Here is a 20,496-nt window from a genome sequence, read left to right on the forward strand (position 1 = left end):
GCACCACCTCAAAGCCATTCGCGTGCCAACTCCACCCCGAGACTCAATGGCCCGGAGTGACGATGGGGGGCGTCACGGAAGCCTCGGCCACTGTGCGCTTGTGGGACGGCCGCGTTCGGAGGTGGCACGGCCGCCTCCCGGGAAAACGGCCTAGACGCGCAGGGGCGGCTCGATGAGCGCGGGCGGCGTGGCCTTCGCGTCGTCCGGCTCGTACGCGGGCGCGAGGGGGCCGGCGTGGACCTGCTTCCACTTGCGAGGCACCCGCTCGATTCCCACCGGGTACACCGTGAGGTGCCCCTCCTCGTTGATGTGCAGGCGCAGGAAGTTCTTCCAGTCCGGCAGCGCCAGCGAGATGAACGCCTCGTTGGAGTGGGCCCCGAAGACATTCACGCTCAGCCACAGGTAGAGCCCCATGACGAACGGGCCGACGAGGAATCCTCCCAGGAACGTCAGCCCCGAGGACATCAGGAACTTGCCCGCCAGGTGTGCCCAGCCCGCCGTGCAGTTGAGCCCGTCGGGTGTCAGGTCCGGGCAGATGCCCAGCCCGCTCACCGCGACGTAGGTGCCTCCCCAGGCCACGAAGAAGGCCGCGAGGATGTGCGCGACTCCGTGCACCGTCCCCGCCAGCCACCGCCACTTGCCGAACGCCGCGTCCGCCAGGCCGATGAGCCCGCCGATGGTGCCCAGTCCCAGCACCATCGTCCACGGACGACTCACCATGCTGTTGGCCACCGCCATGACGACGTCGCCGAGCCGGGCCACGCCCAGCGAGCCCACCTCCGCGTACGCCGCCAGCGCGAGCAGCAGGTACAGCGCGCCCGTCATCAAGCCGAACAGCGGGCTGTAGCGGATGAGGAACAGGTTCTTGCGCGCGAGCTTTCTCGACGTGCGCTCGTCCGGGAAGCTCTTCTCCAGCTTGTAGCCGTCGCGCAGTACGTGGGCCTTGGGCGCGTGCGTGGGGTGCAGGAAGGCGCCGCCTCCGCCCGCCGTGATTTTCTGCCGGCCCGCCGCGTCCTCGTGGCGCCGGTAGTGGTGCAGGTCTCCCGCGAGGAAGACGCTGATGCGCCGGCCGAGCACCTTCTCCTGGAGGTACTCCAGGTTGTTCTCCAGGTAGCTGCCCTTGCGCCGCTGCGTGGCCGCGAGAATCCACGCGGGCTCCGCGTTGCAGAGGATGACCCTGTCATCCGGGCCCATGCTCTCCGCCACCTGCCGGAAGTACTCCACCTGCGGCACGTCGATGTCGCTGTTGAGCTGCACGTCCGTGCCGATGAGCCACCAGCGATGCGGCAGCTTCAGCGCGAAGTAGCTGCGGCTCTGCCGCGTGCGCCGTCCCGCTATCCACCGGTTCGCGCAGAACAGCCGCATGAAGGACGACAGGCCGTCGTACCAGTCGTGGTTGCCCGGGATGACGAACAGGTCCGGATTGGGCGCGACGGAGCGGCGCATGGCCGCCTCGTACGGCTGTATCAGCCGCTCCTCGTAGGTCTCACGGCTGGCGCCGGGGTAGACGCCGTCGCCGCCAGACACGAGCACGCGTCCACGCTTCGTGGCGTACTCACCCGCCCTGGGTTGTCCTCGCACGGGCAGCTTCAGCTCCGGCAGGGCCAGCAGTCGCGCCACCGTGTACGTGGGGTCCCAGCCGTCTCCCGTGTCCGCGACGTAGTCGAGCCAGAAGTCGCCGTCGGGCAGCGTCTCCTGCGAGTAGTCGAAATAAGGCTCCTGCGGACGCACCACCGCTTCGATGAGGCGATGGTCCGCGCGCGCGCCGAAGACGGCCGCGACGAGCGCGTCCAGACCCGTGCGCAACAGCTGGGCCGGGTGCAGCCAGCGCACCATGCCCGCGTGCTTGCGTGGCTTCGTCGCCGTGCCGCTGTCGGAGATGAGCGCTGCTTCGTTTCTGGATTCCACCAGGTGAGGACGCTCGCCCGTCGTCACCTTGTTGGTCTGCTTCGCGGGAGCTTCGCTTCCCTTGCGCGCCGCCGCCGCCCCGTCCCGCTCACTGGCCATGGGGCGTGGTCTCCCTCGGGCCTTGCGTGAAGCGCTGCTCGGGGCCGGGGCCGGCGTAGACCTGCACGGCCTTGAAGGGCGCGCCCGGCATGACGACTCGGGCCGAGTGCTTCGCTCCGGCGGGGATGTAGACCGCGTCACCCTTGCTCACGCGCAGCGTCTGCCCCGACACCGTCATGTCCGCGGCGCCTTCCTCGATGTAGAGAATCTCGACGCTCGTGTCGTGCGTATGCTCCGGCACTTCGCCCCCGGGCTGCAGCTCCAGCAGCGTCAGCGAGGCGGCGGTGGCGCCCGTGCCCTCGTTGAGGAACAGCGTCGCGCGACCCTTGCCTCCCGCGATGATGTGGCGAGGGGCCTCGGCGGCGGTGACGCGGTGGCGCACGGTCCGCGCGCCGGGTGTCGCGGCGGTGGGGCTCGACGGCTGCGCACCTTTCGTGGTGGCGGCGGTGTCTCGCGATGTGTCGACAGGCGGACGGGGCGAGCTGGTACCGGGTGCCGTCTTCGGCGCGGGCTCGCGAGCCCAGGCGGGAGGAGCGATACCGAGCCCCATGAGGGCCAGCGCGGAAAGCAGGAGTCGTGGACTCATCGTGTTACTGGATTATCACGGCCATGGCCCCTGACTGGAGAGCAGGCAGGCGGTGTTCTTCGTTCCCTCATGGCCTCGACTGGGGCACCCTGCCCGACATGGCGGACCTCACCCCCCAGGACTTCCCCGTCGCCGTCCCCTTCACCCTGCACTGGAGTGAGATGGACGCCTTCGGCCACGCCAACAACGCCAGGACCTTCACGTGGTTCGAGTCGGCTCGCATCTCCTACCTGGTGCGCATCGGCATGACGGGCCCGTCGGGCACGGGCGAGACGCGGGCCCCGGGCGGTATCGGCCCCATCCTCAAGGCCACCCAGGCCGAGTACGTGCGCCCCGTCGTCTTCCCGGCCCGGCTCATCGCCTGTGCTCGCGTCTCCCGCATCGGCACGACGTCCGTCACGCTGGAGCACGCGGTGTTCGGCGAGGAGGACGGAGCGCTGTACACGAAGGGCACCGCCGTCATCGTCACCCTCAACTACGTCTCGAATGAGACCGTGCCCGTGCCCGCGCACGTGCGCACCGCCATCGAGGCCGTGGAGGGACGGTCCTTCGGGACATGAGACGTCCGGAGCGATTCCAGGTGGGACGGGTGCTCGGGTGCCTGGCTCGACGCCCCCTCGGAGCCCGCGCGCATGAGTGACTCCGTGCTGGGGTTCCACGAAGGGCTGGCCGAGGAGTATCACCTGCTCTTCGCCAACTGGGCGCAGTCGGTGGAGCGGCAGGGCGCCGCGCTGGATGCGCTGCTGCGCCGCTGTGGCGAGCCTCCTCCCCGACGCGTGCTCGACTGCGCGTGTGGCATCGGCACCCAGGCCCTGGGGCTCGCGGGCCGAGGCTACGTCGTCCACGCCACGGACTTGAGCCCGGCCGCCGTGGCTCGCGCGGAGCGCGAAGCGCGCACCCTGGGCGTCACGTTGACCACCGGGGTCGCTGACATGCGCACGCTGGACACGCAGGTGTCAGGCACCTTCCAGCTGGTGATTGCCTTCGACAACGCCGTGCCGCACCTGCTCACCGACGAGGACCTGGATGCCGCCGCGCGCTCCATGGCCTCCAAGTTGATTCCGGGCGGCATGCTGGCGCTGGGCGTCCGCGACTACGACTTGCTGATGGCGCAGCAGCCGCGCTTCACCTCGGAGCGCGTGCTGGATGCACCCGAGGGCCGACGGATTCTCTTCCAGGTCTGGGACTGGGCCACCGACGGCCGCACGTACAAGGTCCACCAGTTCATCCTGCGTCCCGAGGGCGGAGGCTGGCAGGCGACGGAGCACACCGGCGTCTACCGCGCCCTCCAGCGCGTGGAGGTGGAGCGCGCGCTGACTCGTGCGGGGTTGATGGATACGCGGTGGTACTCGCCGGATGAGACGGGCTTCCATCAGCCCATCCTCACCGCGCGCAGGCCGTGAGGTTCAGCCTCCGCCGCGCTTCACGTCCGCCGGGGCATTGGGGTGGCGCGTGAGCAACATGCGCAGCTGCGGCTGACGTCGCACGGCCTCTTGCTTCAGGAGATGTGCGATGAGGGGCGGTGGCGCCGCGCTCCAGCGGGCGATGTTCTGGATGAGCATCGGTGAGCGGTACGTGCGCCCGCACAAGAGCGACGCTGTCTTGCCATCCACGGACATGCCGATGAGCGACGCGAGGGCTCGGCCTTCCGTGTTGAGGATGACCTCCACCTTCTCCTCGGCGGGGCCGGTGGTGAAGCGCTGACGCAGGACCTCTCGCGACGAGCGCCGCGTGGACTCCGGCACGTCGCGGTCGATGGTCACCTTGTACAGCTCCATCAGTCGTCTCGCGCTCCACAGGCGACGGAAGAGTCCCGCTGGCAGTTGCGGATTGCGCACCAACCACCGGCGTACGCCCGTGTCCGCGGTGAAGGCCGCGCGAGCACAGAGCGCCTCCAGGCCCACGGGGTTGCGGTGGTTGCGCGCGATGAGCCGCGCGTGCGCGAGCCCCACGCGCGAGTTCTCCAGCACCGCCTTGATGACGGCGGGCACCGGGTCGAAGCACAGCGCGGACAGCTCCGGGTCTTCACACCCGCGCGCCAGCGCCACGCGGTGGTCCTCCGTCTGCGGATGCAGCCGCGTCTCGAAGAGCTGGCGGAAGTTGCCCAGCGCCACCTCCGGCTCGTCGTCCACGGCGGGCTCTTCGTCGGGCGACTCGACCCTGTCGGCTCCTGACTCAGGGGAGTCGGGCTCCTCCGCCTCCTGGGGCAGCAGGTCGAGCATCGGCAGCTCCTCCTCCGGCGTCGAGTCGGTGGAGGCCGCGAGGGGCTCGTAGCCCGGGCTCACCGTGGTGGGCGAGGGCACGGAGCGGCCCGGGCCACCGACAGGCGCGGCGCTCGGAGACGCGGAGCCTGATGGGCTCGTGGCGACGGGAGTTCTCGCGGCGGCGGGGGCCGGGCCCTGGGCGGCGGCGGGGAGCAGCGCGCCTTGTGACAAGAGTCGCGTGAGGATGCCCTGGAGTCTCTCGGGAGGCAGACCGGTGAGGGCGGGGAGGTTCCTCGTGGCGGTCGCTCCGTCCAGCCGCGAGAGCACGAAGCCTTCTTCCGCGCTGAGCACCAGGGTGCGCAGGTCCACCTGGGGGTTCGGCTTGGGAATCCAATCCGTCATCGGCTCCGAGTCTCCCACGACCCGCGTACGAGGTGGAGAGGGCCCCTGTCTCGCGCTGCATGGCGAGCGGAAAACTGTGGGCCGACGGCAGGTGCTCGAGGCGCCGCGAAGCCTCGCGCGATGACGCGGGTTTTCCAGCTTTTTCGGATGAGGTCCCTGGCGCTAGAACCCAGGGTGAACCGCCCGAGCGTCCACGGCGGCATCCTCTGGTGGGCGGGGCCTCAGGAGCACGTCATGTCGAGATTCGCGGGAGCGCTGTTATTCGCCGTCGTCGCCCTCTGTCCGCCGCGGGGACAGGCGCAGCAATGTCCCGAGATGCCGGGGCCCACCATGTCCACCACGCTGACGCTCTTCAAGACGATTGAAGCGGACCGGGCGAAGCTGTGCGCCGTCGTCGGCGAGAAGCCGCTCCCGGAGCGCTTCCTCAAGGAGGCGTCGGCCTGTTTCGACAAGCACCTGATGCCGTGTGCCCAGTCGACGGCCAAGGGGTTCCTGCCGCTCCTCGACAAGTGCATCCGGGGCAAGAACCTCTTCAGCGACACGGGCATGTGCTCGCGCTGGGACGAGGCGATGACGTGCATGGACACGGAGATCCGCGACCGGAGCAGCCCCGCGACGCTCGCGCTGATGAAGCACCTGGGCCTGGTCCAGAGCAAGACCCAGAAGTTCGAGGCGTGCTTCCGCACCGCCGCGCTGAAGGTGAAGAAGTAGCCCGCGGGGGCTGGTCGTCCCCGGTGGCCGGGAGGGGCCCACCTGTCGGGAAATGCGCGCCAGGGGGTCCATGGGGACGCCTGCTCGCTCGCTGGCCATGCCCTCGGGGGCCGTGGGGGCCCTGATTTCACGCTCCGAGCTGGAGCGGGTTGACGGGATGCCCCTGCCTGGACACAACTTCACTCCATGCCCAAGCCCCTCCAGACCTATGGCGAGTTCTGGCCGTTCTACTTGCGCGAGCACTCGCTGCCAGTGACTCGACGGTTCCACTTCGTGGGCACCAGCCTGGGACTGGCCACGGGCGTGGCGGCCATCGTCACCGGACGGGGTGCCCTGGTGCCCGCCGCCCTGGTCGCCGCCTACGGCTTCGCGTGGTTCAGCCACTTCTTCATCGAGCGCAACAAGCCCGCGAGCTTCAAGTACCCGCTCTGGTCCTTCATCTCCGACTTCCGGATGGCGGGGCTGATGGCGGTGGGGCAGCTCGACGGGCACATGGAGCGCGCCTTCGCCAACGGCGAGCAGGGGACGGGGGCCAACAGCCTCACGCCCGCGCAGCAGGCGCAGTCCCAGGCCCCCGCGCAGCAGGCTCGCTGAGTCACTCGCGGGGCTTTCGGGAGGGGGTTGGCGCGGGCGTCCCACCCGAGTTGCGCTAGATTGGCCGCCCCGTTTCAACGCCCCCCCTCTTTCCAAAGAGCCGCTTCGACCCATGGGACGCATTTTCGAGACGCGCAAGGCCACGATGATGGCCCGCTGGAACAAGATGGCGAAGGTGTTCACGCGCATCAGCAAGGACATCGCCATCTCGGTGAAGTCCGGTGGGCCCAACCCGGATACGAACTCCACGCTGCGCCGGGTCCTCCAGAATGCCCGCGCGGCCAACATGCCGAAGGACAAGGTCGAGGCCGCCATCAAGCGCGCCAGCGGCCAGACGGCGACGCAGTACGAAATCGTCCTCTACGAGGGCTACGCGCCCCACGGCATCGCGCTGCTGGTGGAGACGGCCACGGACAACGTGGTGCGCACCGTGGCGAACGTGCGGATGCGGTTCAACAAGTACTCCGGGAACATGGGCAACGCGGGCAGCGTCGCGTTCATGTTCAAGCGGATGGGCGTCTTCCGCCTGCCCCCGGAGGGGCTCGACCAGGACGAGCTGGAGCTGGAGCTCATCGACCACGGCCTCCAGGAGTTGGGCGAGGGCACCGGCGAGAAGGGCGAGAAGCAGCTCATCATCCGCTGCGACTTCTCCGACTTCGGCAAGCTGCAGACGGCGATTGAGGCGAAGGGCCTGACGCCCATCTCGGCGGACTCCGAGTACATCGCGGAGAACCTCATCGAGCTGCCCGAGGACAAGGCCAACGAGGTCCTCGAGCTGGTGGACTCGCTGGAGCAGGACGACGACGTGCAGCGCGTCTTCCACAATCTGGGCTGAGTGGATTGGAGGCCCGGGACGGTGTGGGCGCTCGTTGAGAGCGTCCCCGTTGCCGGGCCTTGGCTGGGCCTCCTCCATCAATCCTGCCCAACACCTGGGATGTGTCCATGCCTGTTCCTCGGACCCCACATCGGAAGCGGGCACTCCTGCTCTTGGCCACGGTCTCGCTCATGGCTTGTGCTGGGAATGCACATCAGGCGGCGTCCAAGGAGTTGCGGTTCGATACGGAGACCGCCGCGCGCATCCGTCATGCCGCCGCGGTGGGGCGACAGGGCGCGCGCGTGCTTTCTCCCGCGGCTACGCACGCCTCATCCTCCACTCTTGCTGGGTTGGTCCCGTTCCTGGTGACGCTGCTAGGGAATGACAACGCGGTGGACGAACTCGAGGAGCAACTTGTCGAATGTGCTCATCATGCCGAGCGCCTGGTGAACCTGGAGTTCTTCGGTCATCGGGCCCCAACGAGGCAGGAGTGTGGTGAGGAAGTGGAAGTGGATGGCTGCGGCGAACGCATCACCCGGGCCATGCTCCTGGGGCAACGCAAGCATGTGCTGGCGCTTCGATGCGCGAAGCAGGTGCTGGAGCAGCGTTACCCCGCGCCATTCAGCATCGAGCAGCGATACCGTTTCTATCCCCATGCTCGGCTCCTGGAGACCATCAGCAAGGAGGAGGAGGCGCGGCTCATTTCGCAAGGGTGTACTCGCGAGCTGTGGCGCACCATCAAACCCGACCTCGTCCTGCACTCCGATTCGAACTTGCTGCGATCCGTGCTCACCCTGGACTTCAAGTTCCCTTGTCCCGACACGAACGAGGCCCGGTGGACGCGCTACGGGGAGAAGAGTGCCTATGCCGACTCGAACCAGGGTCACATCTACCGGGAAGCTCTGCAGGGAAAAGTGGCCATGATCTCTCCGCGGCGGGTCGTGTGGTGATGAGAGAATCGCTTCCGGTCATCCGAGTGACGAACAAATACGGGGACCTGGTGGTCCGCGAGGGGCTGGTCCTCTGCTTCTTCATGCGCCGCTCCCATCTGGACGTGGCTGTCGAAGTGTGGCGCGCGCTAGAGCACTATCGACGTGCGATTCCTCCCCAGGCCTTGGGTTGGTATGGCGCGGACGACGGCGACACCCTGCCGCTGGATGACGCGGGCTGGGAGCACATCCGCCATCAGATGGTCGAGCGTACCTGGGGAATCGAACGGCTCGTCGATCTGTCCGAGTTCGAGAGCGGCGCGGGGGGCTACCACTTCGAGTACAACGGTCGGAAGATCGATGATCCGCTTTTCAACCAGGATGACAGCGCCACGAGCGGCATCTGTTTCACCTTCCCCACCGAGTACCTCCTGGCACATGGACCAGGTCACTTCCGTGCCCTGGTCCTCGACATCGCGCGTGAGCTGCCATTCAGCTTTGGCTATGCCAGCCTCGCGTTCAACTCCCGCCCTGGAGCCTGGTTCTCCGTGCGACGGCAGCTCCTGGCTCCTTTGAATCGCTATCTCGGGTTGGACATCCACCACATGGGCGAGACGAGCAGGCACATTGGCACCAAGGCTCGTGGCGCCTACTGGCTGACCTTCCTGGGCGAGCCATTACTCACACAGCTTGGAGGGATTGAGGCCCTCCAGCAGCGGCTCGAAATGCCAGAACTTTCATTCGAGAGGGTGGCGCCCGAACGCGTGCTGCTGACCTTGGGCGAGTGGCCTGATGCCATCGATACGGAGACTCAGTCCGTCCCGGTCCAGTACCGGGAACTGGCGCGCGTTCTCGAGCCCTACCTCTGCGAAGAGGAATCCACCTGGCCCCCGTTCGATACGGCGATGTGGCACCGCTGGCTTCGCAGGCTGTGCCTGTGACTCCCTCATCGTCGGGCCAGTGTCTGTCCGCTCACTTCACGTCGTAGACCTTGCGCAGCGGAGCTCCGTCGCGGTGCAGGTCCACCTCCAGCCGGCGGGCGGTCTTCAGGAGCGAGTAGGTCTCCAGCGCCTTCTCCGGCGTGTCGAGCGAGATGCCATTGACGCGCTGGATGACGTCGCCGTTCTGGAAGCCCAGCTTGTCGTAGAGCGAGCCCTCCCGGATGGAGAAGAGCTTGAAGCCCTGGGACTTGCCGTCCTTGAAGGCGGGGACGATGCGCGCCTGCATCGCCACCTCCGAGTGCTTGGGCTGCAAGGCGTCGACGAGCGGCTCCTTGCTGGTGATTTCGTAGGAGTTCTCACCCACGCTGCGAATGTCGACGCTGTCGTCGGAGTCGTCGAACGGGCGCTTGGTGAAGTGATGGAACGTGAGCGCGGCGACCACCGCCCCCGCCATGACGAGCGCGCCAGCAACGAACCAGACGGTCTTCGGGAAGATGTTGTGCTTCATCGTGTCCTGCCTCCTCCCCCTCAGGGGTAAGCGGGACCAGAGCAAGCTCGATGCCAGGGGCGTTCGCGTGTCTGGCTTCACTCGGAGCCCGCGTCACGCCGGGGCGGGCCCGCGCTGCCGTGCGGGCTCGGGAAGGCCACTCCTGTCACTCGGTGCGGATTCACGGGTGACAGGGTGTCGTGACAGGTTGTCACGCGGCGCGACAGGGCCGGCGAGCGGTCAGTTCACGTACCAGAACGCGCCGTAGCCGTACACGCGGGCGGCCATTGAAACCTGCCGGTCCAGGATGGCGGTGTCACAACCCTGGGTGGGGTTGCACTGGACGATTTCCCCGAGCACCCCTGTGTACTCGACGACGTAGTGGTCGGGGTTCGTGGAGTAGCCGATGGGCGGGCAATGCTTTCCAGGAGTCTTGCAGTTGCAGCTGTTCGACTTCAGGCCCCCTGTGGTGGGGTCGACGGCGCACTGCATGTTGTTGATGCGATTGATGAAGTTGATGAGGTTCTGCCGCGTGTAGTGGAGCCGGAAGAACCGCGAGTCGGAGAACTGCGAGTTGGTCATCGTCGCGCCCGTGTAGCGCACGGTCGACACGTCCGTGGTGCAGATGCCGTTCCCGGAGAACCAGGCCCCCGCCGGATAGTCGAAGCTGACGTTGCCCCAGCCATCCGTGGGACACGTCGTCGAGCCGTTGCTCGCATACGCCCCCGCGAGCACCGCGATGGGACGCAGGTTCGGATGCGAGGTGTCCCGCAGATACGCGTACATGCTCAGCTGGGCCGCACCGGAGTTGAAGAGGTCCCCCGGGCCCGGGTTTCCAATGGCGTTCCAGGTGGCGCCGCCGTTGGACGTGTTCCAGCCCGTCACCACCGGCACGGCCATGCTGCCCTGGAGGACGAGCTCCGAGGGCCAGGTCCCTAGAACACCATTCCGCGTCGCGACGACCGAGAACGGACGAGGTCTGTTCGCGGGGCTCCAGGCATACCCATACATGTCATTGTAGCCGCCGCCCTCTACAGGCGTCTTGGGCGAGCTCCACGAGTTGAGAATCATGCCCGCGTCGTAGCAGTGGACCTGCGCCACCGCCGTTCCATAGACGCTCTCTGGCTGCTGGCCTCGCTGCCAGGTGGAGTAGGGGGCGGGAACGGTGAGCCCCGTGAAGCTCCCCGCGTTGTAGGAGACGGTGTCCGACGCGGTGATGCCCTGCCACCGCATCAACATGGACCACGCGTTCTGCCGGACGCCGTTGTTCGGGTCCAGGTACTGGCCGCCCGTGGTGAACAGCGGCGCGACGTTGGTGTGACACGTCGTCGGTGTCATGCCGTAGAAATCTCCGGCCAGCGCGCTGGTGGAGACAAGCGCCGCGAATGCCGCGCGGGCGAACCAAGGGAACCGCATGACCAGATGCTCCTGACGTGAGTCGGCGAGAGGCCAGGCGCAGCATGCTCGCCGCGCTCGACAGGCCATGACGTCCGATGGGACGCCACGGCGTTGCACCGTCAGGGATTGCGCAGGGGTGTTGTGAATGCCGGAGCCAGTGTCCGCCCCGACACTCGAAGGGAAGACGGACGGGAGGTCCCCCGCCGTCTTCCCCTCTGCCCGGTGCGGGCCGCCTACTTGGTGAAGGTGATGGGGCCGCTGGAGAGCGTGCTGTTGTTCGCTCCGTCGACCGCCCGCACCCGCCACGTGTGGCTGCCCGTCGCGAGGCCCGTCAGCGTCGTCTGCTCGGTCCCCACGCCGTACACCTCGAACTCCCACAGCGAGTACCCGTAGCCCGTGGCGCGCTGGATGCCCCTCATGCGCACGTAGCGACCCACGCCGCTCAGGCCGAGCAGGTCATCCTGCGCGCCGTTGCCGTTGGCTTCGGTGTAGAGCGTCCTCCACGTCGTGCCGTCCACGGAGGCCTCGATGGCGTACTGCTTTCCATACGCCGCCTCCCAGTACAGGTTCACCCGCTTGATGGAGTACACCCCGCCCAGGTCCACGGTGATGGACTCCGTGTCGGGAGTGGCCACGTCGTTGCGGCTGGACCAGCGCGTGGCGGTGATGTTGCCGTCCACCGCGTCGTTGGGGCTGCCGAACTCCGAGGACGTCGCGGAGACGTTCTTCCCCAGCGCCAGGTTCGTCGTCGGGCCCACGTAGGCCTTCGGAGTGATATCCGGCGCGCGGTCCGTGCCGTCCACCACGAGCACGTACCTGGACACGCCCGCGCCCACGTCCGTCGTCTGCTCCCAGATGAACGTCGTGGACGCTCCGGGCACCGCCGCGCCCGCCGCGGGCACCAGCGCCGCGAAGGCCGCCGGAGGCGCCGTGTCATTCAGCGTGAAGGTCGCCGTGGCGGACTGCGTGACGCCACCGGCCCAGTTGTAGGCCCTCACGAACCAGGTGTGCGCGCCGTTGCCCAGCGCCGCGTTGATGACGGGGGCGGAGTTCGTGCGCGTCGTGGCGACGGGGAAGGGGCTGCCATCCAGGAACACCTCGTAGCGGTGGACGCCCGTCTGAGGGTCGCTGCTCGCCGTCCACGTGAAGTTCGGCCGTGTGGTGATGGTGGAGCCCGGCGCCGGCGTCAGCAGCGTGAAGGCCGTGGGCGGCGTCGCGTCCGTCAGCCCGAAGCCCTGGATGCCCGCGCCGTACTGGAACAGCGGGTTGCCGTAGATGGGCAGGATGGGGAGCCCCTGGGCAATCCGAGACTTGATGGTCGCCCGCTCGGCGGCGGTGGCGCCCAGGTCAAACGGGATATCCCACTGCTCCAACTGGTTGTTCTCCACGTCGGTGCCGACCTGGTCCATGCCTCGCGGCAGCTGCCACGGCAGCTTGCCTCGCGGGAACACGTCGCCGAAGAGGATGTCCGCCACGGCCGGGCCTCCCGAGTCTCCAGGCCGGTACGCCACCAGCAGCGCGTTGGTCTGCGGGACGACGTTCGTCAGCACGTACGGGCGCGGCAGGATGAGCACCGTCGTCGTGGGGATGTTGCGCGCGCGGAAGCCGGTGATGAGGCCGTACTGGTTGCCCCACTTGGCATCGTGCGCCGGACCAATCGGGTCTCCGGGCAGGTAGGGCTTCTCCTTGTCCCACTCGGTGCCGTGCGTGAAGTAGCTCTCGCCCACCACGACGATGGCCGCGTTGGGCGTGACGCCCGCCGGAGCGTTGTCCTTGTAGACGGTGATGCCAGCCGCCTCGGCGCGCTGCTTGATGGCCTGGTAGATGGTCAGGTCCCCGAACTCCGTGCCGTGGAAGTCCGAGCGCCACGTCACCATGCAGGGGCCCGAATCCGCGCAAGGCCCCGCGATGACGATGCTCGAGCCCGCGCCCAGCCGCAGCGGCAGCGCGCCGTCGTTCTTCAAGAGCGTCAGCGCGTTCTGCGCCGCGCGCCGCACCAGCGCCTTGTGGTCCGCCGTGTGCCACTCGGACGTGCCCGCGAGGCCCCTGCGATACGGGTCCTCGAAGATGCCCAGGCGGAACTTCAGGTCCAGAATCCGGCGCACGGAGTCGTTGATGCGGGCGATGGGCACCGCCGTCTCGAAGTCGCCCATCTGCGCGGGATTCGCGCCGCCCATGACGTCCGAGCCCGCCGTCGCCGAGCGCGTCCACGCACCCGACGGCAGCCAGTCCGAGCAGATGACGCCCTGGTAGCCGAGATTCACGCGCAGGTAGTTGAGGATGCCCACGCTGTCACCGGCGCCGTAGCCCTCCGGGCCCAGCAGCCAGCTGCCCGCGTAGCCAGGCATGATGCCGCTGGTGCCCGCCTCCAGCGCCGCGTGCCACGGACGCATGTGGTAGTGGATGGTGGTGCCGTCGTAGGTGATGCCGGCCTCGCCGCCCGCGCCCTGACCGGGCCAGTGCTTGGTGGTGACCCAGATGGAGTGCGGGTTCACCTCGGGACCGCCCTGGAGGCCCGCGATGAGCGCGCGGGTGAGGCCCGCCGACAGGTCCGCGTCCTCGCCGTTGCCTTCCTGGATGCGCGGATAGAGGACCTTGGTGCCCACCTCCGCCAGCGGCGACAGCGTGCCGCGGCTGCCCACCGCGAGCTGCTCGCGGCGCTGCATGTCACCCAGCTCGTAGACGGTGTCCAAGTCGCGAGAGGCGGCCAGCGCCGGCTGCGTGGGCCAGCTCGTCTTGTAACCGTGGATGGAGTCACCCGCGTCGACGTTCGGGATTCCCAGCCGCGTGCCCGCGGAGGCGCGCTGGAAGCTGACGATGTCCTCCGGGCTCAGGGGGCCCATGGTGAAGCCCGCCTCGGGGAACGTCTTGGCCTCGTAGAACATCTGGAGCGCCTTCTCGCGCGTCGTCATGCGCGCCATCAAGTCATTGACGCGGGTGGCGATGGGGTTGTGCCAGTCCTCGTACGGGTCGATGACGCCGTTCTTGTTCAAGTCGCGCATGCCGTTGATGAGCGCGACGCCGTCCGCCGCCGTTTCGACGACCGGCAGGTACACGCTGAACTGGCGCAGGTCCGAGCGACTGGTGGCGCCGCTGGCCTGGGTCGCCACGACGTACCACTTGTACGTCCAGCGGTCCGGCAGGTCCTGCGCCAGGGTGAAGGACGTGCCCGTCACCGTGGTCATCAGCGTGTAGCGGTCCAGCAGGCTGCCGGCGGCCATCCAGTCGTAGTCGTTCCGGCTGATGTTCAGGTACAGCTTGTAGTTGGCCGCGCCCGCGACGGCGGCCCACTGGAACGTGGGGCGGCGCGTGTTCGTCACGATGGCGTTGTTGGCTGGAGCGACGACGGCGAACGCACCCGCGATGGCGGGAGGCGCGGGGGCCTGGTACGGGTCCGGGATGATGGTGCGGTCTCTTCCGTCCGGAGGCCCGCCCGTGGTGAAGATTTCGACCTTCCACTCCGCGCCCTGCACCGCGAGCGAGGTGACGCTCTGGCCGCGCAGCACCGTGCCGGTGGACGTCGTCACCGCCAGCCGGATGTCCGTGTTGGGCGCGGTGGGCGAGAACTGGTTCTTGGAGAGCGTAATCGTCGTGTTCGGCGCGAAGGTCAGCTCGTAGGTGAAGGGCCCCGGCGGGTTGCGCACCGACGGCGTGGTGTTGCCTTCCTCCGGCGTGGGCGTGACGCTGATGGGCGCGGGCGAGACATTGATTTTCGCGTACGCCAGCTCCGGGAACATCAGCTTGATGGTCTGGTTCGTCGTCTGCGGCGGCGGCTCCTGCGGGCCGTCACCGGGCGCGTAGACCTCGAAGTCCCAGAGGGAGATGCCGTAGCCGGTGCCTCGGGTGATGGAGCGCACGCGCACGTAGCGGGCGGAGCCGGACACGGTGACTTCGCGTCGGCCCGGCGCGCCGTCGGAGACGTTCGTCGCGAGCGGCGACCAGGTGGAGTCGTTCGTCGAGCCTTCAATCGCGTAGGTCGACGGATAGGCGCCCTCCCAGTTCAGCACCACCTTGCCGAGCGTCTTCGCCGAGCCCAGGTCCACGCGAATCCACTGGCCATCCAGCGGGTCCGAGGACCAGCGCGTCGTCGTGTTGCCGTCCACCGCGTAGCCCGGGGTGAGGTGGGCCGCGTTGCCCTCCACGGTGGAGGCCGTGGCGGGACGGTTCTTCGCCAGATCGCCCGTGGTGGCCGTGCCGCTGTAGATGGCGAACTCCCACAGCGAATAGCCGTAGTCCACCGCGCCGCGCACCGTGCCGAGGATGCGGACGTAGCGGCCCGTGCCCGACACCGTCAGGTCATCCACCCCGCCGTCACCGTCGGTGATGGTGCGGAGGTCCGTCCAGGTCGCCGCGTCCGCGGACGTCTGAACCTTGTAGCCGATGGCGTACGCCGTCTCCCACGTGAGGACCACGCGACTGATGGTGGTGCTCGCGCCCAGGTCGACGTAGATCCATTCGTTCGCGGTGAAGAGGCTGCCCCACCGCGTTCCTCCATCTCCATCCACCGCGTAGTTGCCCGTGATTCCCTCCTGCGAGGAGGACGTCACCGTCGGGCGGTTGAGCGCGAGATTCCCGGCCTGGGCGCTCGCGTCCGAGGCGAACGCCATCACACCCACTGCTACTGCCACCGCGCACGCCCGCGTCAGGAGACTCCTGACACGGTGCGTGGCCTGCACAAGAGGGGTTGGTAATCGCATGGGGACGAAAAGTGGGCCGCTGGAGAAAGTAGGGGAGGGGGTACAGCCAGCGCATACCGAGACGGTGCTGCGTCCGAGCGGTCCTTTCCTTTCAACCCATGATTCTATTTCTTCGGACGGCAAAGAAAGTCAAACCAAGGCCCGTTAACGCGGTAAGTCGCGGAAAGCGTGCGGGCGGCATGGTGGCACTCCGCGTTGAAGTTTCCTCGGGTTACGCGGGTGCCGCATTGCGTTGTCGAAACGCGGGCCTTGGGCTGGTGTTCAGCGCGTCTCGTGCTGCTTCGCCCACGCGGCGACTTCGGGCGTGCGTGACTCCACCCACGCGCGGAACTCATCGGCCTGGGAGAGGTACTGCTCGCCGCCGCCCGCGCCACCGGAGGGTGGGTGTCCGAAGAAGCGCGTGTGCACCTCGCGGGCGAGGGTGCCCACGTCGACACCGTGGGCTTTCGCGAGCCGCTCGAGGAGCTCCTGGAAGTGCTCGCCCTTTATCTTCAGGGCGTCGGCGGCCTGCACGAGGCTGTCCAGGTGGGTCGCGCTTTGTCCCAGCGACGGGTGGTCCGCGATGAGGCGCTGCACCTGCTCCGGCGACATGCCCGCGTCCTGGCACAGCCGTTGGTCGAGCAGCTCCGGCCCCAGCGTGATGAGGTTGCGCGCGAGCGTCGCGTCCATGCCGCTCGCGGTGAGCAGCTTCACCTGCTCCTCGCGGATGCGCTCCTGCTCCGGGTCCAGGTACTTGACGCCCAGGCCTCCGAGGAAGAGCGCCGCGCCGAGAATCTGGAAGCCCGGTGCCCAACTGAAGAGCGCCGCTCCCGCCATCAGCGCGCCGCCCAGGGCCTGGGCGCCGGACGCGGTGGCCTTCCAGCCGTCGCCCTCGCGCAGGTACTGGAAGCTTTGTATCGCATCACCCGCCGCGCCGAGCACCGCGCCGATGGCGGACGCCTTGCCCAGCACCGCGACGGCGGACGCCGCCTGCGCCGTCTTGCCGAGCACGCCGGTGAGGAACACCGCGCCGTCCGAGGTGAAGCTGAGCCCGTCGCCGACAATCTTGAGCTTCGCGGCGAGGTCCGCCTGGCTCCATTTGCTGGCGTCTCCGGCGAACGCCGTGCCGACGACGAGCAGGCCCAGCCCGCGCAGCGCCTGTCCCCGAGGAGAGTCCGGGTTGAGGGGCAGGCCCGTCTCTTGCGCCGTCAGGAGGGCGTTCAGCGACCGCGTCGTCTTGCGCACGTCCGCTTCGGAGGTGCCCGGTTTGATTTCCCGCAGCAGGCGGACGTAGGCCTTCATGTCGTCCGGCTTCATGCCGAACACATCCGAGCAGCGCGCGAGCCCGTCGAAGATTTTCTGGGCGGTGCCCGGGGACTTGCCGCCGGCCGCGAGCAGCGCGCCGGTGCCCGCGCTCTTCACGAGCGCGAGGGCGAGCTTCTCGTTGAAGTCCTTGCCGTCCTTCAGCTTGCCCACGACGTCGAGGAAGAGCGGCGTGTCCTCCGCCTTGGCCGCGAGCTGCTCGGCGAGGTAGCTGGCGCCGCCCGCCGTCTCCGCGAGGCGGGGGATTTCACGGGCGAGCGCGGCGATGCGCGGGTCGTCCGAGCCGGCGGGCACGCCCTCCGGCGCGGCGGTGGCGAGCAACTTGCCCAGCCGCTCGAACTCCGCGAGGTCCTTCTGGATGCCGGCCTGCCCGACATAGGCGGAGATGAAGTCTTTCTGCTGCTCGGGCGTGAGGATGGCCGCGGCGCCACCGAGCAGCGCGGTGAGCTTCTTCTGGTGCAGCTCCGCCTTTTCGGCCGCCACCGCGAAGTCGCCGCGCACTCCGTCGATGGCGCTCCACAGCGTGCGGTGAAGCGCCTCCGCGTCCTTGCCGTACGTGGGCCCGGTGTTGCCCGGCCCTACCACCTCTGTCCGGCTCAGTGAGCGCTCGAGGTCGAACGCCAGGCGCGTGCCGAGCCCGAAGTTGACGGCGGTGCGCACCGCGCTCGTCATCGACATATTCACCAGGCCCGGGGGCGCGTCGCGCGTGAAGGCCTTGCCCACCATGCCCGCGGCGGGGTCCTTCAGCAGCTCCGTGGCGCGTGTCAGGGCGTAGAACGTCTGGTGTTCGAGGCGGGTCTCCTGGTCCGCGAGCTTCTTGAGCACCGCTGGGTTGTCCAGGTCGGGCGGACGCAGCGGCGGACGGGGGTGGAGCTGGCGGTTCGTCTCCGGAGACACGCCTGCGAAGAGCTGGCCCATCTTCGCCAGGGACGGCTCGGCGGCGCGGACGAACGCCTCCTGGTAGACGGGGTCCGGGTTGCTGGCGATGAACTGCTCGAACTGGCGCGCGCCCTGCTCCAGGCTGTTCTTGAGCGTGCCCTCCAGCGCCTTCGCGTCTTGCGCCGCGCGTGTCTTCACGTCCGTGCCGGCGGCGACGCTGACGATGCCCACGCCCGGCTTCGGCGTGGTGGACTCGGGCTCGGGTGCGGGGAGACCCGAGGCGGCCTCCTCGAGTCTGCGCGCCACGGAGGCCCCGGCGCTCGTGCCCGCGTTGGCGGCAGGACTCGTGGCTCGTGAGGCGCCCTCCAGCGCGGTGAAGGAGGGTTGTCCTCCCGTGGGGGAGAAGAAGGCGCCGAGCTGCTCGCGCGTCATCGCCACGGGGCCGCCGGTGTGCAGCGGGTCCGCCACCAGGTACTTGCCGTCCGCGGTCTTGCCGAGGATGGCGTTGAGGTGGCCGATGTCTCCCGAGCCCATGCGCTCGGGGAACTGGGCGCGCCACTTCGCGTTCGTCTGGCCATTGGCGATGACGGGATTGCCCGCGGCGAGTTGCTGGTCCAGGGATTCCCAGCCCTGGCCGTAGCGCGAGCCCAGGCCCGCGCCCTTGATGCCATCTCCCACCATGGCGCCGCCCGTCAGCTCGCGGTCCCGGTCGAGCTGTGGCACGCGCGTGCCGTCGGACGCCTTCACGTAGGTGAACTCGCTCTCGCGGCGCGGGCTCATCAGCGCGCGGGCGTAGTCCACCTGCTGCTCCTTGGAGATGCCGGGCGGCATGTGCCCCGTGTACGCCAGCGACATCGCGAGGCTCGCGGGCCCGCAGTTGGTGCTGCCGCGAGGACCCGTCGGGTTGTACTCGGAGGTGAACTGGGTGATGAACGCGTCCTCGGCGGACATGGCGGGCCGGTGCGGGCCGCTGTTCGCCTGTTCGTCGGTGAGCGCCTTGGACAGTGCCTCGCGCGTAGCGGCCGCGTACTGGCCAGTGGTGGGGACCTGATGCTCGGCCTGGAAGCGCTCCAGCGCCGCTGCTGTCTGGGGACCGAACTGGCCGGGCCCGGTGGCCACCTGGGACTCGGTGAGGTAGCCCAGCGTCACCAGCGCGTCCTGAAGTTGTTTCACCTCCGGACCCGAGTCGCCGCGCTTCAGGTCCTTCAGCGGGAGCGAGACGGGGGCTTCCTCTTCCTCCTCGGGAGGTGGGGGAGGCGGAGGTGGCTGGAGTCGCTCGCGGTGCACGGCGCCGCCGTCGCCGTCCTCGAAGCTGGAGGTCGAGTCGAAGCCTTCCGTGTTGGAAGTGTCTTCCCGCTCGACGATGTGGTTGTCAGGTGATGTCTCGGTCCGGGCTGTTTCAGTCGCGCCTTCGGATGAGATGGTTTGAGTCGAACGTGATGAGCCGTCGACACGCATGTGTGTTGCTCCCCCTCTGGTATCCAACCCCCCTACGGCTCCACGACGGCTCGATTGCATGGCCGTGGGGGCGATTGCTCGGGGGTGTTCGTGGGGGTATCAACGTTCTGTCTGTCGCTCCCTATCTGGACTGCGGGGGACTGAACGGGCCCGGCGACGTGCGACGTTGTGACGGCGGCGCCCCTGCGTCATCACGGCTCGTCGGCCATGTCGTCGAGCTGTTCCTGCGCAAGCTCTCGGTAGTACGGCACCACCTCGACAGCCAGCACGTCACGCATCTCCTGGCGGGCGCTGTCGAAGTCGCCGGCCTTCTTGTTCTTGTACATGCGGTTGAGCGCTCGCATGACTCGCCAAGACCCATCATGGATGCGGTGTGAGCACTCCGTAAGCAACTTCATGGCACCGTCGGTGGTGGCGATGGCCTGCTCTGCTTCACCGGGGCTGATGGCGACCTCCCGCGCCGTGCGCAAGAGCAATTCCCGCACATCGGCGGTGAGTACGAGCGGCTCCCCGTTGCGCACAACACGTTGAGCGAGCGCGCGGATGGGGTCCCAGTCGATTGCTTCGCTCATGTCACTTCCTCTTCTTCTTACTCGGACGGCACATATCCAGCGGCCATTCCTGCTGGCCCTCACAGCGTCGCAAGCACTCGTAGCAAGGGCCACTGAACATGGCTTCCTTGCAGTCGCCATAGAATTGGATGCACTCGCGCTTCCATTCCGGCAGGTTCTCGTTGTGGGCGTCGTCCCACGCTACGGCATCGCTGTCGCTGGAAGCGGCCTCCTTCGCGCCCGCCATGAGCACGGCTGCCTCCGTGGCGGAGAAGCCGCAAGCTTCCGGGCCGAAGCGCAGGATGCAACACGTCTCGCTGTCCATACAGGTCGCTTGGGCGTAGGCGTCGCGGCGGCTGGTGGTGCCGGTGGCGCTGCTGGAGCAGCCCAGCGACACGACGGACAAGATGCATGACAGGGTAAATCCAGTGCGCAGCTTACGCATGTGAGCAGGCTAAGCACGACCCGGCTTCCTGCGTCTATCATCCGGGATGGGTCGTCGCCCGAGGCTGCACTTTCAGGGTTTACCCATGACG

General features: G+C 68.2%; 16 protein-coding genes. 7 read left to right on the top strand and 9 right to left on the bottom strand.

What is annotated here, in order from left to right; genetic code table 11:
- Positions 1–150: 150 nt before the first annotated feature.
- Entirely contained in the window at positions 151–2,007 is a 1,857-nt protein-coding gene (locus ACN469_RS15380) for a metallophosphoesterase (RefSeq protein WP_498768556.1), read from the bottom strand.
- The gene (locus tag ACN469_RS15385; protein WP_498768558.1) at positions 1,997–2,593 is read right to left on the bottom strand and encodes a cupin domain-containing protein; all 597 of its coding nucleotides are present in this window, start codon (positions 2,591–2,593) and stop codon (positions 1,997–1,999) included. The genes ACN469_RS15380 and ACN469_RS15385 overlap by 11 nt, the downstream gene beginning before the upstream one ends.
- A gap of 98 nt (positions 2,594–2,691) precedes the next feature.
- On the opposite strand from ACN469_RS15385, the gene ACN469_RS15390 reads away from it, so the two are divergent.
- Together ACN469_RS15390 and ACN469_RS15395 are read left to right on the top strand one after the other, a co-directional pair.
- On the top strand, positions 2,692–3,153 hold the full coding sequence (locus tag ACN469_RS15390; protein WP_498768560.1) for an acyl-CoA thioesterase: 462 nt from the start codon (positions 2,692–2,694) through the stop codon (positions 3,151–3,153).
- A 72-nt stretch (positions 3,154–3,225) separates the two neighbouring features.
- Positions 3,226–3,996: a class I SAM-dependent methyltransferase gene (locus ACN469_RS15395; protein WP_498768562.1), complete on the top strand. Its 771-nt coding sequence runs from the start codon at positions 3,226–3,228 to the stop codon at positions 3,994–3,996.
- A gap of 3 nt (positions 3,997–3,999) precedes the next feature.
- Here ACN469_RS15395 and ACN469_RS15400 read toward each other — a convergent pair whose 3' ends face one another.
- Positions 4,000–5,199 (bottom strand): hypothetical protein, encoded by a 1,200-nt coding sequence (locus ACN469_RS15400; RefSeq protein ID WP_498768564.1) that lies wholly within the window; start codon positions 5,197–5,199, stop codon positions 4,000–4,002.
- A gap of 234 nt (positions 5,200–5,433) precedes the next feature.
- On the opposite strand from ACN469_RS15400, the gene ACN469_RS15405 reads away from it, so the two are divergent.
- The 5 genes from ACN469_RS15405 (at position 5,434) to ACN469_RS15425 (ending at position 9,188) form a co-directional block, all read left to right on the top strand.
- Complete coding sequence (locus ACN469_RS15405; protein ID WP_498768566.1) at positions 5,434–5,910, top strand: hypothetical protein; 477 nt, start codon at positions 5,434–5,436, stop codon at positions 5,908–5,910.
- Between the two features lie 186 nt (positions 5,911–6,096).
- On the top strand, positions 6,097–6,504 hold the full coding sequence (locus ACN469_RS15410; protein WP_498768568.1) for an Mpo1-like protein: 408 nt from the start codon (positions 6,097–6,099) through the stop codon (positions 6,502–6,504).
- Between the two features lie 112 nt (positions 6,505–6,616).
- A complete protein-coding gene (locus ACN469_RS15415) occupies positions 6,617–7,339 on the top strand; it encodes a YebC/PmpR family DNA-binding transcriptional regulator (protein WP_498768570.1) in 723 nt (240 codons plus the stop codon).
- Between the two features lie 152 nt (positions 7,340–7,491).
- Positions 7,492–8,268 (top strand): hypothetical protein, encoded by a 777-nt coding sequence (locus ACN469_RS15420; protein ID WP_498768572.1) that lies wholly within the window; start codon positions 7,492–7,494, stop codon positions 8,266–8,268.
- A gap of 26 nt (positions 8,269–8,294) precedes the next feature.
- Complete coding sequence (locus tag ACN469_RS15425) at positions 8,295–9,188, top strand: type VI immunity family protein (RefSeq protein WP_498768574.1); 894 nt, start codon at positions 8,295–8,297, stop codon at positions 9,186–9,188.
- 31 nt (positions 9,189–9,219) lie between these two features.
- Here ACN469_RS15425 and ACN469_RS15430 read toward each other — a convergent pair whose 3' ends face one another.
- From ACN469_RS15430 to ACN469_RS15455, 6 genes are all read right to left on the bottom strand, one after another.
- Positions 9,220–9,696: a hypothetical protein gene (locus ACN469_RS15430; protein ID WP_498768576.1), complete on the bottom strand. Its 477-nt coding sequence runs from the start codon at positions 9,694–9,696 to the stop codon at positions 9,220–9,222.
- A gap of 219 nt (positions 9,697–9,915) precedes the next feature.
- Complete coding sequence (locus ACN469_RS15435) at positions 9,916–11,091, bottom strand: hypothetical protein (protein ID WP_498768578.1); 1,176 nt, start codon at positions 11,089–11,091, stop codon at positions 9,916–9,918.
- A 215-nt stretch (positions 11,092–11,306) separates the two neighbouring features.
- Entirely contained in the window at positions 11,307–15,680 is a 4,374-nt protein-coding gene (locus ACN469_RS15440; protein ID WP_498768580.1) for a galactose-binding domain-containing protein, read from the bottom strand.
- Positions 15,681–16,031: 351 nt separating this feature from the next.
- Positions 16,032–19,409 (bottom strand): peptidoglycan-binding protein, encoded by a 3,378-nt coding sequence (locus tag ACN469_RS15445; protein ID WP_498768582.1) that lies wholly within the window; start codon positions 19,407–19,409, stop codon positions 16,032–16,034.
- 191 nt (positions 19,410–19,600) lie between these two features.
- Positions 19,601–19,981: a DUSAM domain-containing protein gene (locus ACN469_RS15450; RefSeq protein ID WP_498768584.1), complete on the bottom strand. Its 381-nt coding sequence runs from the start codon at positions 19,979–19,981 to the stop codon at positions 19,601–19,603.
- A 1-nt stretch (position 19,982) separates the two neighbouring features.
- On the bottom strand, positions 19,983–20,405 hold the full coding sequence (locus tag ACN469_RS15455) for a hypothetical protein (RefSeq protein WP_498768586.1): 423 nt from the start codon (positions 20,403–20,405) through the stop codon (positions 19,983–19,985).
- Positions 20,406–20,496 lie beyond the last annotated feature (91 nt).

Origin of the sequence: Corallococcus terminator (genome assembly GCF_049194865.1) — a bacterium.
Taxonomy (GTDB): Bacteria; Myxococcota; Myxococcia; order Myxococcales; family Myxococcaceae; genus Myxococcus; species Myxococcus terminator_A.

Bases quoted from the DNA above. Each gene is read 5' to 3' on its own strand.
- ACN469_RS15445 (WP_498768582.1), bottom strand. From the start codon at position 19,409: ATGCGTGTCGACGGCTCATCACGTTCGACTCAAACCATCTCATCCGAA.
- ACN469_RS15405 (WP_498768566.1), top strand. From the start codon at position 5,434: ATGTCGAGATTCGCGGGAGCGCTGTTATTCGCCGTCGTCGCCCTCTGT.
- ACN469_RS15450 (WP_498768584.1), bottom strand. From the start codon at position 19,981: ATGAGCGAAGCAATCGACTGGGACCCCATCCGCGCGCTCGCTCAACGT.
- ACN469_RS15395 (WP_498768562.1), top strand. From the start codon at position 3,226: ATGAGTGACTCCGTGCTGGGGTTCCACGAAGGGCTGGCCGAGGAGTAT.
- ACN469_RS15385 (WP_498768558.1), bottom strand. From the start codon at position 2,593: ATGAGTCCACGACTCCTGCTTTCCGCGCTGGCCCTCATGGGGCTCGGT.
- ACN469_RS15455 (WP_498768586.1), bottom strand. From the start codon at position 20,405: ATGCGTAAGCTGCGCACTGGATTTACCCTGTCATGCATCTTGTCCGTC.
- ACN469_RS15435 (WP_498768578.1), bottom strand. From the start codon at position 11,091: ATGCGGTTCCCTTGGTTCGCCCGCGCGGCATTCGCGGCGCTTGTCTCC.
- ACN469_RS15410 (WP_498768568.1), top strand. From the start codon at position 6,097: ATGCCCAAGCCCCTCCAGACCTATGGCGAGTTCTGGCCGTTCTACTTG.
- ACN469_RS15440 (WP_498768580.1), bottom strand. From the start codon at position 15,680: ATGGCGTTCGCCTCGGACGCGAGCGCCCAGGCCGGGAATCTCGCGCTC.
- ACN469_RS15390 (WP_498768560.1), top strand. From the start codon at position 2,692: ATGGCGGACCTCACCCCCCAGGACTTCCCCGTCGCCGTCCCCTTCACC.
- ACN469_RS15415 (WP_498768570.1), top strand. From the start codon at position 6,617: ATGGGACGCATTTTCGAGACGCGCAAGGCCACGATGATGGCCCGCTGG.
- ACN469_RS15400 (WP_498768564.1), bottom strand. From the start codon at position 5,199: ATGACGGATTGGATTCCCAAGCCGAACCCCCAGGTGGACCTGCGCACC.
- ACN469_RS15380 (WP_498768556.1), bottom strand. From the start codon at position 2,007: ATGGCCAGTGAGCGGGACGGGGCGGCGGCGGCGCGCAAGGGAAGCGAA.
- ACN469_RS15430 (WP_498768576.1), bottom strand. From the start codon at position 9,696: ATGAAGCACAACATCTTCCCGAAGACCGTCTGGTTCGTTGCTGGCGCG.